Source organism: Kordiimonas lipolytica (genome assembly GCF_001550065.1).
Genome location: NZ_LRUB01000006.1, coordinates 83,736 through 97,664, shown reverse-complemented (window position 1 = coordinate 97,664; position 13,929 = coordinate 83,736). Strand labels below are relative to the sequence as shown.

The window sequence follows — 13,929 nt, the reverse complement described above, 5'->3', positions numbered from 1 at the left end:
TTGCTCGGGAAAAGACTAGCAAGACCTGTGCCACTGAAGGGGCTGTGATAAGGTTCTGAAATATATGAATTTATTATTTCTTTCTTGGGGAGGGGGCATCTTTTGCCGGGACCTTGGAGCGTCCCTTCATGATGGCTGCCGTGCCAAATTTGCCGCGTAGGGCGTCCATGGCCTTTTCAGCCGTCTGGCGTTTGGTGCGCGCGGGCTCAATCAGGTCCGGCTGGTCGGCCTCAGCGAGCGGCCTGAAATGGCTGACGCCGATGCCGATCAGGCGGTAGGGCGTGCCATCCGCGAGCGGCTTCAGGAGTTGCTGGCCGATCTCGAAGATTGTGCCCGCCAGTTGCGTGGCGCCGGAGATAGTGCGCGAGCGGGTGATGATGCGGTGCATGCTTGTCTTGAGCTTGAGCGTGATGGTGATGCCCGCCAGGTCCTTGCGCTTCAGGTCTGCAGACACGGCTTCGCATAGAGGCCAGAGCTTTTCTTCAAGCGCGTCATAGTCCGCCAGGTCTTTATCGAGCGTGCGTTCGCTTGAAACGCTCTTGGTTTCAGACACGGGGCTGACCCGGCGATTATCAATGCCGCGGGACAGGCGGTAGAGCCGTTGTCCGGTCTCGCCGTACCGGCGCATGAGGGTACTTTCTTCCATCTCCTGCAACTGGCTGATCTGGGTCAGCCCATCTTTTTCCAAGGTTCTTGCTGATTTTGCGCCGATGCCATAGATGCGCGTGATCGGCAGCGAGGCAAGCACGGCTTGCTTGTCGCTTTCACCAATCACAGTGAAGCCCCGCGGCTTGTCCATGTCAGACGCCAGTTTAGCCAGGAACTTGTTGGCGGCCAGCCCGACAGAGACAGTGATCCCCACCTCTCGTTCCACATCCAGCGCGAATTTGGCGAGGAGCTTGGCGGGAGAGGCCTTGTGCAGCCGCTCTGTGCCTGTGAGGTCGAGAAAGGCTTCGTCGATCGACAGCGGTTCCACAAGCGGGGTCAGGTCACGCATCATGTCCCGCACCTGACGGCCGACTGCCTGATAGTGGCTCATGCGCGGCTTCAGGATCACGGCGTCCGGGCATAGCTTCCGCGCCTTATACATCGGCATGGCGGACCTGACCCCGCTCATGCGCGCGATATAGCAACAGGTGGAAACCACGCCCCTGTGCTCGCCGCCGATCATCACAGGTTTTGACGCCAGTTCCGGGTTGTCGCGCTTCTCAATAGAGGCATAAAAGGCGTCGCAATCAATGTGTGCGATGGTCAGGCTAAAAAGTTCCGGATGCGAAATTGTCCTTGGTCTGTCGCACTTGGGGCATATTTTGCCACCGTCATATTCATGCAGGCATACCCGACACAGGCTAGGGCGGGATGAACCCGCCTGTGTCGCGGCTGTCTGGGTCATGGTCGCTGCCCCTGGGCCAGCGCATGCAGGTGATCGCCAAGGGTTGGCCAGTCATTGAAGCGGACATGGGCGTCTGGTGCCTTGCCGATAAGTTTCGCGAGGCGCGGGTCGCCGATGAAATGCACCCTGTGAATTTCCGGCGCGTGGGCTGCCACAGACGTGTGCTGGGGCGGCAGGTCATCGATGAACACGGTATGGGCGGATACAGCATCCGCGAGAGTTCTTGCCCCCGGTCCCTTTTCGCCCTTGTTGGCGATCACCGGATAATCCAGGCCTTGGGCCTTCAGGCTGGCTTCGCGGCGGTCGCGGCAGCGGCTGGGCACGTTAGAGAGAATCGCAATCTGGTAGACCTCGCGCAGGCCGTCGAGCGCATCCCGCGCGCCGTCCACCAGCGGTACATCGTCGACACAGGCATCGAAAAAGCCGGCGATATGGTCGCGCACATGTTCAGGCGGGACCGGAGTCTCGCTGCCTCTGTGAAAGATATTGCCGCTTAGCTGGAAGCTTGAAAGCCTCAGTTCCGCCCCTTGGGTGGCCAGATACTGTTCCAGCCGCTCGACGAACCTGAGCAGCACTTCGTCTGCGTCCAGCAGCAAAAGAGGGCGCCCGGGGTCGATGGTGGCAATGAGGTCTGAAACACTTGTCATGGCGCTACCAGTCCTGGCCTTCGCCGCCGCCCAGCGCGCGCCATGCGGTTACCAGCGTTTCGGGCTTTTCCCCCAGCGTTTCCGCACAGGCCATCAGGTCCGGCTCGAAATTCACCAGGAACTCAAGGACGGACGCCAGGAAAGCCGGGTCTTGGATACGGGCGCGGATATCGTCCACATCCACACCCGAGAGCGCCATGAAGCGGTCGCGGATTTCATCTTCCTGAAAGATGAAGGCCGCGCTCTGGAGCGCAACGGTCTGGGCGATGTCGGGGGTCATGGAAAATGCCTCGCTAGCGGTATGTTTTTGTTTAGCCTGATGCCATTGTCCCAAATTCCACCCGCCAGTGGAATGACTTTTTTGGCACAGGCATGCGCTTTTCAAGGAAAAATTTATTTTAATCCCTTGACGGGCTTGTCTTTTTGTCGAAAGCACGACTATTATCGAAAAGGTTGGGTAATGAACCAAAGCGCCTTGTGGAGGGGCCAGGGGAACCGTATGGGTAAAAAGATCCTGATAGTCGAAGACAACGAACTGAACATGAAGTTGTTTTGCGATCTTTTGGAAGCTCACGATTATGAGACGATCCAGACACGTGACGGTATGGCCGCGCTTGATCTGGCGCGTGAACATAACCCCGACTTGATTCTGATGGACATCCAGTTGCCGGAAGTCTCCGGTCTTGAAGTGACCAAATGGCTGAAGGAAGACGAAGACCTGCGGAAAATTCCGGTGGTCGCCGTTACCGCATTTGCCATGAAAGGCGACGAGGAAAAGATCAGAGAAGGCGGCTGCGAGGCCTATATCGCAAAGCCTATTTCGGTGGGACACTTCCTCGAAACCGTAAAACAGTTCGTAGGATAGAGTGCGATGACAGCGCGGGTGCTGGTGGTTGACGACGTTCCGCCGAACGTCAAGCTTCTCGAAGCCAAGCTTACAAGCGAATATTTTGACGTACTGACAGCATTCAGCGGCCCGGAGGCTCTGGATGTGATCAGTCGCGAGCATCCTGATATTATCCTTCTGGACGTGATGATGCCGGGCATGGACGGTTTTGAGGTTTGCCGCCGGATCAAGGCAGACCCCGCAACCGCCCATATTCCCGTGGTTATGGTGACCGCGCTTGACCAGCCCTCTGACCGGGTGGCTGGGCTTGAAGCCGGGGCTGATGATTTCCTGACCAAACCCGTGCAGGATTTGGCGCTGTTTGCCCGTGTCCGCTCGCTGGTGCGCCTCAAGGTGATGATGGACGAACTTCGGAACCGTGAAGCCACGGGTGCCAGCCTTGGCTGGGAAAACGAAGAAGAGCCCACGCTTGAAATGGACGTGCCTACAGATGGCTCCATCCTGATCGTGGATGAGCAGGAACGGGTGATGGAGCGTATCGCCCGTGCGCTTGAAGGCGTGGGCGAGCTGACGTTCATGGCTGGCGGCGAAGACGCGGCCGAGCGGGCGCGCGAAAAGAATTTCGACCTGATTATCGTTTCGCTGACCATGCGCAACACGGACGGCCTTCGGGTTTGCTCCAAACTGCGCAGTTTCGAGGAAACGCGCCATGTGCCGATTCTGGTGATGGTGGATGACGGCAACACGAAACTGCTGGTGCGTGCCCTAGAGATGGGCGTGAACGACTATGTGGTCCGCCCGGTTGACCGGATGGAGTTCCTGGCGCGCGTCAAGACACAGCTGAAGCGCAAGCGTTATGCCGACAAGCTTTGGGAAAACTTCCACCTGTCGATGCAGTTGGCGACGACAGACGCGGTGACCGGCCTTTATAACCGTCACTATCTGACCAGCCACTTAGAGACCCGCCTGCAGGCGGCGCAGAAGTCCGATAAGGCGCTATCTGTGCTGATGATGGATATCGACCACTTCAAGAAGGTGAACGATACCTACGGGCACGCTGTGGGCGATCTGGTGCTGAAGGAATTCGCCAACCGGATCGGCAAGAATATCCGCGGCGTGGATTTGGCCGCGCGCTACGGCGGTGAGGAATTCGTGGTGATGATGCCCGAGACGCCGACCGACTGGGCTTTCATGATCGGGGACCGCTTGCGCCAGGAAGTCTTTGACAACCCGTTTGATGTGGGCGCCGCAGACGGCCCGCTGACGATCAGTGTTTCAATTGGTGTGGCTACCAGCACCGAAGGGCAAACCCCGGCCGCGCTTTTGGAAGCCGCCGACAAGGCGCTCTATGAGGCCAAGGAAAACGGCCGCAACCAGGTGATCATCGCAGAGGCCAACCGGTCCTGATCCGAATGCAGTAACGGAAGACACAGGAAGACACAGTGCGCCGGGGCTATGCTCCGGCCTTTTTTGTTGGGCAGGCGAGGACAAGAAGCGCAGACAATAAAAAACGCCGCGGCCTATGGTGGGGCGCGGCGCTTTTAAGATCAATTCGAAAACCAAGATTACTTGATCTTAGCTTCCTTGAATTCTACGTGCTTGCGAACAACCGGGTCATACTTGCGCAGGACCATTTTCTCGGTCAGTGTCCGCGGATTCTTTTTGGTTACGTAAAAGTAGCCAGTGTCCGCAGTGCTAAGCAGCTTGATCTTGATGCTGGACGGCTTTGCCATCTTTTTAACTCCAAGAAAACATTGTTCCAGGCCGCTTTGAGTACGACCACGTTGAGGGCGCAAAATACTCACACGGGGCTATAAGTCAAGCGCTGTTTGGAGGAATTTACATTATTTTTGACGCGCCTTGCAAAACTTATTGAAAATGCTAACGCTCGGGTAACCTTTTCTGTGCCAAAAGGGTGACAAGCAAAAGAGACAGAGGCCAGTTTATGTCCACCGTAAATAATGATCTTCTTGAAGAACTCCGTACCGAAGCCATCGACACCGTCGAAGACCGTCTGAGAAACCTCACGGAGGCGGTTCAGGATTTCCAGGCGGGTATCATTCAAGGCGGTGATGCACTGGCGGCCATCCGGCTTGAGGCGCATTCGCTGAAGTCTGTCGCTCAAAGCTTTGAGATGAAGTCGCTGAAAGTCATGTGCCACCGGTTTGAAGACTATTTCTTCAACATGAAGGCGCTGACGCCTGAGTCGTGCAAGGATATCCTTTTTTACGCCGACCGCATGGCCGAATGCCTTGAGGCCTTTATCCAAAACCGGGAAATCGACGTTTCGCAGATGATGCGCAAGCTGCCGAACAAAGGCGGCTTTGATGTGAAGGATGTCTCTGTCACGGATATCGAAGTGATGCTGGTGATGGAGCCGGGAACCGCGACCAAGATCGTTACCCGCGAGCTTCTGGAATGCGGTTACCGCATGATCAATGTGGCCTCCACCATGGATGCCATCCAGCTGATCCCATCCATGCGGCCTGATGCCGTGATCGTTTCCCGCGTAATGCCGGAGCTTTCCGGCATTGATCTGGCGTGTGCCTTGAAGGCCATGCCAAGCACGCGCGATATTCCGGTGGCGCTCATTGCCACCAGCCAGAAAGAAAAATACACCGACCTGCCGGCCGATGTGCCTGTGCTTCGGAAGGGCGCGAACTTTGCCGATGACGTGGCGGATGTGTTCATGAAGCTGGGTATTCTCTAATCCGTAAATCTGCCATCTGATCCAGATAACGGTTTTGTTATCTTATAGCATTAATCTGTTATTGGACGGCAGCACCGCCATCGGGCATGTCCTGTCTGGTGCGCGTTTGCGCGTATGTATTTCCATTGTGTTTCAGGCGCTTAGGTGGGTTTTCCAATAGATGCCTTGACCACATGGCAGTTTTTCTTTGGGGGGCTTATGGTTTTTCTGCGTGTGTTACTGGTGATATCTCTGTTTGTGTTTGGAAGAGGGGCGTCAGCCGAAGGCGACAGCCCGTTCGCGGTTCATCAAATTCGCGACAATGTCTTTGTGCTGACCCGCATGTGGGATGACGTTAGCGGCAACAATATGGGGGTTGTCGTGGGTGATGACGGCCTGCTGTTGATCAATTCGATGATGGCGAACGACTCCGAGGCCCTTGAGGCCACGCTGAAAACGCTTTCTGACAAGCCGGTGAAATATGTCATCAACAGCAACTGGGATTTCTATAACGTCCTGGGCAATGAGTATTTTGCCGAGAGGGGCGCGATGGTCATCGCGCAGGAAGATGTGCTTTATGCCCCGCGAAACCGGGATTATGAGCCTGTTTTCCATGATATCCTTTTCAAGGACAGCATCACCTTGCGCTTTGGCGGCGACACGATCACGGCATACAGAAGCGGCGGCCATTCTTTCCCGCATGTGAACATCCGCCTTGAAAAGGCTAATGTGACTTTCGTGGCAGACAGCTTCCGGCCTGACTGGTTCGGCGTCATGGGGCCAAATGGCCTGAAGGGATATTTTGATGGCTTGGATCGTGTGCTGGCGGAAAGTGATGATGACACCATCATCGTGCCCGGCAGCTTCGGTGGGCAAGTGGCATATGGCCGGGACAGTCTCTTGCATGAAAAGAAGATCAGGCAAGCGTTCGTGGACCGTATCGGCGAGCTCTATCGCACCGGTGTGCCTGTGGCTGAGATGATCGCAGATGAGGCATTGAACCGGATTGTCCGCGAAAATTTCCCGACGAGCTATGACCGCTTTGAGGGCCTGCATGGCTATGACATTTTGCCCACGCTGACGACGGAATTTATCCCCGAGCACCCAATGTCAGACGCTGACAGGCAAGCCTTCACTGGCACCTATCATGGCCCGGAGGGCTTGTCGTTTGAGGTTTATGCAGACGGCGGCATGCTGTTCGCCCAATCCCTTGGCCGGTTCAAGGAAAGGCTGAAGCCTGTGTCTGAAACGGACTTCATCTTTGCCGGTGCGCAGGAGGGAGAGAAGCTTGTGTTTGAGCGGGACGGTCAGGGCACGGTCATCGCTGCACGCCCGGAGCTGGGCGAAAGCCATTTGACCCGCCGGATACCGGCGGGCCGCTGGTTGAGGCAGGAGTAGGAAGTTAGCGCTTGCGGCGGCTGGTGCCGGGTTTTCCCGGTTTGCTGGCGCCGCTGCGCCGCCGGGGCTTGCCGCCCTTGGCGCCTTTTGGCCGGTCGTGACGGCGGCTAAGCTTGGCTGCGCGGTTGCCGCCTTTCTCAACAAAATCAGGCAGGTTGCCTTCACCCACCAGCGAAAGCCGCAGCCCGCCGGTGAATTTGTTGGCTTCCTCAAGCTTTACCTCAACCCGGTCACCCAGCTTGAACACCTCACCGTGCCGTTCGCCCACCAGCCGGTGATGGGCTTCGTCCAGCGTGTAAAAGTCGGCGCCGATCTCGGATATCGGGATCAGGCCGTCACCGCCTGATGGCTCCAGGCTGACGAACAGGCCAAAGCGTGTCACGCCGGTGATTCGGCCAACGAATTCTTCGCCAACATGGTCAGACAGATAGTTCGCCAGATAGCGGTCTGTGCTGTCGCGTTCGGCGGCCATGGCCCGGCGTTCGGTATTTGAAATCTGTTCACCGATGGCGCCCAGTTCCTCAACTTCAAGGTCCGTCATGCCGTCTTTGCCGAGCTTCAGCGCGCGGATAAGCCCGCGATGCACGATCAGGTCGGCATAGCGGCGGATCGGCGATGTGAAGTGGGCATAGCGGGGCAGGGCAAGGCCGAAGTGTCCCATGTTGTCCGGGCCATAGTAGGCCTGTGTCTGGGACCGCAGGACCACCTCATTTACCAGATGCTCCTGCGGGGTGTCTTTCACCTTGTGCAGGATACCGTTGAAAAGCCGCGGCATCATCACCGTGCCCTTGGCCAGGTTCAGGTCCATGGTGGCCAGGAAGTCGCGCAGGCTTTCAAGCTTGTCCATCGGCGGCTCTTCATGCACGCGGTACATGGTGGGCAGGTGGTGCTTTTCCATTTCTTCTGCCGCGCACACGTTGGCGGAGATCATGAATTCCTCGACCACACGGTGGGCGTCAAAACGGTCCCTCAGCGTAATGCCGGTTACATGGCCTTCGTCGTTGATTTCCACCCGGCGCTCCGGCAGGTCCAGGTCCAGCGGTTCGCGCTTACTGCGCGCCTCCATGATGGCCTTGAAAGTGCCCCACAGCGGCTTCAGGACAGGCTCCAGCAGTGGTTCTGTCAGCTCATTCGGGGTGCCATCGATAGCGGCCTGGGCATCTGTGTAGCTTACGTTCGCAGCGCTCTTCATCAGGCCGCGCACGAACTTGTGCCTTATCTTACGCCCCTGTGCGTCAAACCACATGTGAACTGCCATGCAGGCGCGCTCCACGCCCGGCATCAGGCTGCAAAGGTCCGCCGACAGCGCTTCCGGCAGCATGGGTACCACGCGGTCCGGGAAATAGCAGCTGTTGCCGCGCTTCAAGGCCTCGCGGTCCAGCTTGCTTTCCGGCTTCACATAGTGGGCAACGTCTGCGATGGCCACGATGGCGTGCCAGCCGCCTTTGTTCTCTACGTCGGGGTCTGCCTCTGCCCAGATGGCGTCGTCATGGTCGCGGGCGTCGGCCGGGTCGATGGTGATCAGCGGAATGTCGCGCAGGTCCGCGCGCTTGCCAAGCCCCACGGGCTGGGCGGCTTCGGCTTCCTTGATCACATCTTCCGGGAATTCATATGGGATATCGTGCGCGTGGATGGCGATCATGCTGATCGCCTTGGCGCTCGAGATATCGTCCAGGCGTTCTTTCACGCGGGCGCGCTTGGGGCCAGAACCGCGGCGCGATTGAACCGGGTCCGCCAGTACAAGCTCGCCGTCCTTGGCGCCGCCCGTGTCATCGCGGTCCACCCAATATTCGTCCCGGTTCTTCTTGTCGATCGGGTGGATGCGGCCACCGTTCTCATTACCGTGGAAAATGCCCATAAGCGCGCGCGGCGCAGGCTTCAGCACCTTGAGTATGCTGGCTTTGTAAACTGGCGGCTCATCCTTGATGTGCGTCAGGCGAACCAGGGCCCGGTCGCCAGGGCCAAGGGCAGGGCCACCTTTACCGCGACCGCGCTTCTTTTCCTTCAGGAAAATGGTCGGCATCTCGCCGCCGCCTTCGAAATTTACCGGTTTTACAAGCACTTCTCCGTGCTTGTTCAGCCCTGCGAACTCCACTACCTGAACACCGGGCAGCCGGTCTGCGGGTCTGAGCGCATGCCCAGTGTCTTTCGTCAGGATGCCGTCTTCCGACAGTTCCCGAAGCGCCTTTTTCAGATGCACCTTGTCCGGCCCTTTGACGCCGAAGGCGCGGGCGATATCGCGTTTGGTGACTTTGCCGCCCTCGAAATCGCGGATGAACTCCATGATTTCGTCTTTGGTTGGTATCTGGCCGGGCTCTGGTTTACGCGCCAAGGGCGGTGTCCTTTCGGGGAAATGTCGTTGTCATTCCGGACAAGCGTAGCGCGATCCGGAATCTTTGTCAGGCAAAGCTTTTGCGTCTAAAAGATTCCGGCCTTCGCCGGAATGACAGGAACAGGTTAGGAGGCCTTCTTCTTCGGCGCAGCCTTTTTCTTGGCCGGGGCCTTCTTGGCAGCTGCTTTCTTCTTTGCCGGTTTCTTGGCCTTGGCGGCAAGCCATTCAAGCGCCTGTTCAAGCGTCACGCTCTCGGGCTCTGTGCCTTTCGGCAGCGTGGCGTTGGTGCGCTTGTGATTGACGTAAGGGCCATAGCGGCCATCAAGAACGCGAACTGCATCGCCGTCATCAGGGTGCTCGCCCAGTTCCTTCAGTACCGTCTTGCCGCCGCCTTTCTTGGCTTTGGCGTCAGCAACCAGGGAAACCGCGCGATTGAGGCCTACGGTGAAGACTTCTTCAGAAGACTGCAGCTTGGCATAGGTGCCGTCATGGGCCACATAGGGGCCATAGCGGCCGATGGCGCTGGTGATAGGCTTGCCGTCCTCAGGGTGCGCACCAATCTCACGCGGGAGGGAGAGAAGCGCGAGCGCCTTTTCAAGATCGATATCGCCTTGGTCCACATCCTTCGGGATGCTGGCGCGCTTGGGCTTTTCGCCCTTCACGGCTTCACCCACCTGGATATAGGGGCCGAACCGCCCGGTGCGGATGGAAATCGGTTCACCGGTCTCTGGGTCGTCGCCCAGCGTGGTAGGTTCGTCGGAATTGCCTTCGCCGTCATCGCCCTTGTTGCCGAACTGGCGGGTGTAGCCGCATTCCGGATAGTTGGAACAGCCAATAAAGGCGCCATAGCGGCTGGTTTTCAGGCCCAGGCGGCCGTCTTCACATTTCGGGCACTTGCGCGCATCCGGGTTCGTGGACGCATCCGGGAACATCATATGCTCCAGGAATTCATCCAGCGCATCAATCACAACAGAGTTGCGGACACCGATGATCTCTTCCGTCTTGGGCTTGAAGGCATGCCAGAAATCGGCGAGAACCTTCTTCCAGTCCTCTTCCCCGGCAGAGATATGGTCAAGCTGCTCTTCAAGGTTCGCTGTGAAATCATATTCCACATAGCGGGTGAAGAATTTCTCCAGGAAGGCGGTGACCAGGCGGCCCTTGTCGTCCGGGATGAAGCGGTTGCGCTCCATATGCACATAGCTGCGGTCGCGCAGCACCGACAGGATCGATGCGTATGTGGACGGGCGACCGATGCCCAGCTCTTCCATGCGCTTCACCAGGCTTGCTTCCGTGAAGCGTGGCGGTGCGTCGGTGAAATGCTGTTTGGGCTCAACGCCTTCAAGGGTCAGCACTTCGCCTTCCTTGATCATTGGCAGGCGGGTTTCGTCCTCGTCGCCTTCGTCGTCCTTGCCTTCCTGGTAAACGGACAGGAAGCCGTCAAACTGGATGATAGTGCCGGTGGCGCGCAGCTCGGCCGATTGGTCGGCGTTCATGATGGTTACCGTGGTGCGTTCCGCAACCGCGCTTTCCATCTGGCTTGCGATGGTCCGGCGCCAGATCAGCTCGTAAAGCTTCTTCTCGTCCGCGTCCAGCGCGTGCGACACCTCGTTTGGTGTGCGCATTGGGTCGGTAGGGCGGATCGCCTCGTGCGCTTCCTGGGCGTTCTTGGCCTTGGTCTTGTAGACGCGCGGGCTGTCCGGCAGATATTTGTCGCCGTAGCGGCTTTCAATCACGCCGCGGGTGGCGTTCAGGGCTTCCTGCGCGATTGTCACGCCGTCTGTACGCATGTAGGTGATCAGGCCTGTCACCTCACCATCAATCGGCTTGCCTTCATAAAGGCTCTGCGCCACACGCATGGTGCGCTGGGCCGGGAAACCAAGCTTCCGCGCGGCTTCCTGCTGCAGGGTTGAGGTGGTGAAGGGCGGTTGTGGGTGGCGGCGAGCTGGCTTGCGCTCCACTGCTGATACTTTCAGCGGCGTGCGCTCGATCAGCGCGGCGGCGGCTTTTGCGTCCACTTCATTGTTCAGGTCGTATTTCTTCAGCTTGTCGCCGTTCATGGCGAACAGGCGGCTCATGAAGCTCTTGCCCGCGTCGCCTTTGACGCCTGCTTCCACGCTCCAGTATTCCTGGGGCACGAATTTTTCGATCTCGTTCTCGCGCTCGCAAATCAGGCGCAGTGCCACAGACTGCACGCGGCCAGCAGACCGGGCGCCCGGCAGCTTGCGCCACAGCACTGGCGACAGGGTAAAGCCCACAAGATAATCCAGCGCGCGGCGGGCGAGGTAGGCATGCACCAGCTCATCATCCAGATCGCGCGGCTCGGCCATGGCCTTCAGGATCGCGGATTTGGTGATCTCGTTGAAGACCACGCGCTTCACGGCAACGTCCTTCAGCGCCTTCTTCTTGTTCAAGACTTCCAGCACGTGCCAGCTGATGGCTTCCCCTTCGCGGTCGGGGTCAGTCGCGAGATACAGTTTGTCAGCGCCTTTTACGGCGTTGGCGATCTCGGTCAGGCGCTTGTTCGAATCGCGGTCGACCACCCAGTCCATCGCGAAATCTTCGTCAGGCTTTACCGAACCGTCTTTGGCAGGCAGGTCACGGACGTGGCCAAAACTGGCTAAGACCTTGTAATCCTTACCAAGATACTTGTTGATGGTTTTTGCCTTTGCCGGCGATTCCACGATAACGACGTTCATACGTCAGCCCGTTCCTTACATTATAATAATGGTGCGCTATAGCGCTTTGTCTTTGCTCTCACCTAGTTCGAAGCGGCGTTGATTGCAATGGCCTTGTTCAATTCAGGGGTAATTTCGGCTAACCCGGCCGCCCGAATGACGGGTGATTTCACCCGCCAGTTCCAGTTCCAGGAAGGCGGCCATAACCGCCTCGGCACTGGCCCCGGATTGGCGAACCACTTCATCCATATGGATGGGTGTACTCGAAAGTAAGCCAAGCAGATCACCTGGGGCCGATGGTGCGTCACGGCTTGGGGCAGGGGAAATGGGCCCTATGGGTGTGCCCTTTTGTGCCCCAAGAGCACTATTTGGGGCACTATGGGGGCGCGGTGTGTGCCCATAATCCACGACAGCCGGAAGCTCATTCAGGATGTCATCCGCATTTTCCACCAGAATGGCGCCGTCTTTGATAAGCCGGTTGCCGCCCTTGGCGCGCGGGTCCAGCGGTGAACCGGGGATCGCGAATACGTCGCGCCCCTGTTCAAGCGCGAAACGCGCCGTGATCAGCGAACCGGATTTAAGCGCGGCTTCAACCACGAGGACACCCACAGAAAGCCCGGAGATCAGCCGGTTTCGGCGCGGAAAATGCCTGGCCTGCGGGCGTGTGCCCATTGGCATTTCAGAGACCAGAAGCCCGTTTTCTGCGATCTGGCGCTGAAGGGCTTCGTTTTCGGGCGGGTAGAAGATGTCCAGCCCGCCCGCCACGCAGGCAATGGTGGCGTGCTCGATGGCCGCCTGGTGCGCTGCTGTGTCGATCCCGCGGGCGAGACCGGATGTGACCGTAATGCCCGCGTCCGCCAGTGCGCCCGCGAGCGTGCGCGTGAGCTTCAGGCCGGAAACGCTGGCATTGCGGGCACCCACGATGCCAACGCCGCGGGTGTTCAAAAGCTCCAGCCTGCCCATGGCGAACAAAACGGGCGGTGCGTCCTCAAGGGCAGCGAGCTGGGCAGGATAGTGCGCGTCTCTCAGGAACAGGGCATGACCGCCAGCGCGCTCAATGCGCTCAAGTTCACTTTCCGCGGCTGTCGCCGTTGGCGGCACAAGCGGCTTCTTGCGGCCATTTTTCTTTGCCAGCTCAACCGCGCCTTCAAGTGCTTCAATGGCATTGCCGAAGCGCGCGAGAAGCCCTTTGAACGTAACGGGCCCAATGCCTTCCGTGCGGATGAGGCGCAGCTGCGCCAGCTTTTCCGCATCTGTCAGGGGCTTTTCTGTTTCCGTTTTGTTCATGGTGGCAGAGTGCCGCCCATGTGCGCCAAAGTCAATCATTGGTGGCGGGATTGCGCGCTTTTATTTGTTCTTCTTGCCGATTTTGGGCTCTTCGCCACGCATTAGCCTGGCGATGTTTTCCTTGTGGCGGATATAGATCACGAGCGTCATGAAGGCGATGAAAATCCAGCTGTCCGGGCCTACGATATAGTAGCTGATGGCCGGCGCCAGAAGCGAGGCGATCAGGGCCGAAAGGCTGGAGAAGCGGAAAATGGCGGCGGCCAGCAGCCAGGTCACGCCACAGGCGAGCCCCAGAAGCAGGTTGATGGCGAAGATAGTGCCGAAGAAGGTGGCAACACCTTTGCCGCCTTTGAACTTGAGATATAGTGGGAAACAGTGGCCAATAAAGGCGGCAGCACCGGCAAGCGGGGCGAGGGCCGGGTCAACCAGATAGCGGGTCAACAGAACCGCGATGGCGCCTTTACCTGCGTCCATGATGAGGGTTGCGAGCGCCAAGTCCTTGCGGCCTGTCCGGAGCACGTTGGTGGCGCCAATGTTGCCTGACCCCACGTTTCGGATGTCGCCCAGGCCTGCCATTTTGGTAAACAGAAGGCCGAAGGGCACAGAACCCAATAGATAGCTCAGGGCCAGTACCAGCCCCATCTCCCCCGAGAAAGTCATC

The 13,929-nt window shown here is 58.3% G+C and carries 12 protein-coding genes; 4 read left to right on the top strand and 8 right to left on the bottom strand.

The window, feature by feature from the left end; genetic code table 11:
- Nucleotides 1-73: 73 nt before the first annotated feature.
- From KORM41_RS03385 to KORM41_RS03375, 3 genes are read right to left on the bottom strand one after another with little or no spacing between them, the layout of a single operon-like run.
- Nucleotides 74-1,393, bottom strand: a complete 1,320-nt coding sequence (locus KORM41_RS03385) for a DNA polymerase IV (RefSeq protein ID WP_068144503.1) — start codon at nucleotides 1,391-1,393, stop codon at nucleotides 74-76.
- A complete protein-coding gene (locus KORM41_RS03380) occupies nucleotides 1,390-2,040 on the bottom strand; it encodes a hypothetical protein (protein WP_068144500.1) in 651 nt (216 codons plus the stop codon). Before KORM41_RS03380 ends, KORM41_RS03385 begins: the two co-directional genes overlap by 4 nt.
- A gap of 4 nt (nucleotides 2,041-2,044) precedes the next feature.
- Nucleotides 2,045-2,320, bottom strand: a complete 276-nt coding sequence (locus KORM41_RS03375; protein WP_068144497.1) for a DUF3572 domain-containing protein — start codon at nucleotides 2,318-2,320, stop codon at nucleotides 2,045-2,047.
- A gap of 219 nt (nucleotides 2,321-2,539) precedes the next feature.
- Here KORM41_RS03375 and KORM41_RS03370 point away from each other — a divergent pair, with 219 nt between their 5' ends.
- A complete protein-coding gene (locus KORM41_RS03370) occupies nucleotides 2,540-2,905 on the top strand; it encodes a response regulator (RefSeq protein ID WP_020401241.1) in 366 nt (121 codons plus the stop codon).
- Between the two features lie 6 nt (nucleotides 2,906-2,911).
- Entirely contained in the window at nucleotides 2,912-4,294 is a 1,383-nt protein-coding gene (locus KORM41_RS03365; protein ID WP_068144494.1) for a PleD family two-component system response regulator, read from the top strand.
- A gap of 158 nt (nucleotides 4,295-4,452) precedes the next feature.
- On the opposite strand, the gene rpmG is transcribed toward KORM41_RS03365, so the two are convergent.
- Nucleotides 4,453-4,620, bottom strand: a complete 168-nt coding sequence (rpmG, locus tag KORM41_RS03360; protein WP_068144491.1) for a 50S ribosomal protein L33 — start codon at nucleotides 4,618-4,620, stop codon at nucleotides 4,453-4,455.
- Between the two features lie 212 nt (nucleotides 4,621-4,832).
- Here rpmG and KORM41_RS03355 point away from each other — a divergent pair, with 212 nt between their 5' ends.
- Nucleotides 4,833-5,597, top strand: coding sequence for an Hpt domain-containing protein (locus KORM41_RS03355; protein ID WP_068144489.1), 765 nt, complete (start codon nucleotides 4,833-4,835; stop codon nucleotides 5,595-5,597).
- 198 nt (nucleotides 5,598-5,795) lie between these two features.
- Nucleotides 5,796-6,974, top strand: coding sequence for an MBL fold metallo-hydrolase (locus KORM41_RS03350; RefSeq protein WP_068144485.1), 1,179 nt, complete (start codon nucleotides 5,796-5,798; stop codon nucleotides 6,972-6,974).
- A 4-nt stretch (nucleotides 6,975-6,978) separates the two neighbouring features.
- Here KORM41_RS03350 and rnr read toward each other — a convergent pair whose 3' ends face one another.
- From rnr to plsY, 4 genes are all read right to left on the bottom strand, one after another.
- Entirely contained in the window at nucleotides 6,979-9,306 is a 2,328-nt protein-coding gene (gene rnr, locus KORM41_RS03345; protein WP_231727118.1) for a ribonuclease R, read from the bottom strand.
- A gap of 125 nt (nucleotides 9,307-9,431) precedes the next feature.
- Nucleotides 9,432-12,002, bottom strand: a complete 2,571-nt coding sequence (gene topA, locus KORM41_RS03340; RefSeq protein ID WP_068144483.1) for a type I DNA topoisomerase — start codon at nucleotides 12,000-12,002, stop codon at nucleotides 9,432-9,434.
- A 102-nt stretch (nucleotides 12,003-12,104) separates the two neighbouring features.
- Complete coding sequence (gene dprA / locus KORM41_RS03335) at nucleotides 12,105-13,268, bottom strand: DNA-processing protein DprA (RefSeq protein ID WP_197420947.1); 1,164 nt, start codon at nucleotides 13,266-13,268, stop codon at nucleotides 12,105-12,107.
- A gap of 60 nt (nucleotides 13,269-13,328) precedes the next feature.
- The gene (gene plsY / locus KORM41_RS03330; protein WP_082719718.1) at nucleotides 13,329-13,928 is read right to left on the bottom strand and encodes a glycerol-3-phosphate 1-O-acyltransferase PlsY; all 600 of its coding nucleotides are present in this window, start codon (nucleotides 13,926-13,928) and stop codon (nucleotides 13,329-13,331) included.
- Nucleotide 13,929 lies beyond the last annotated feature (1 nt).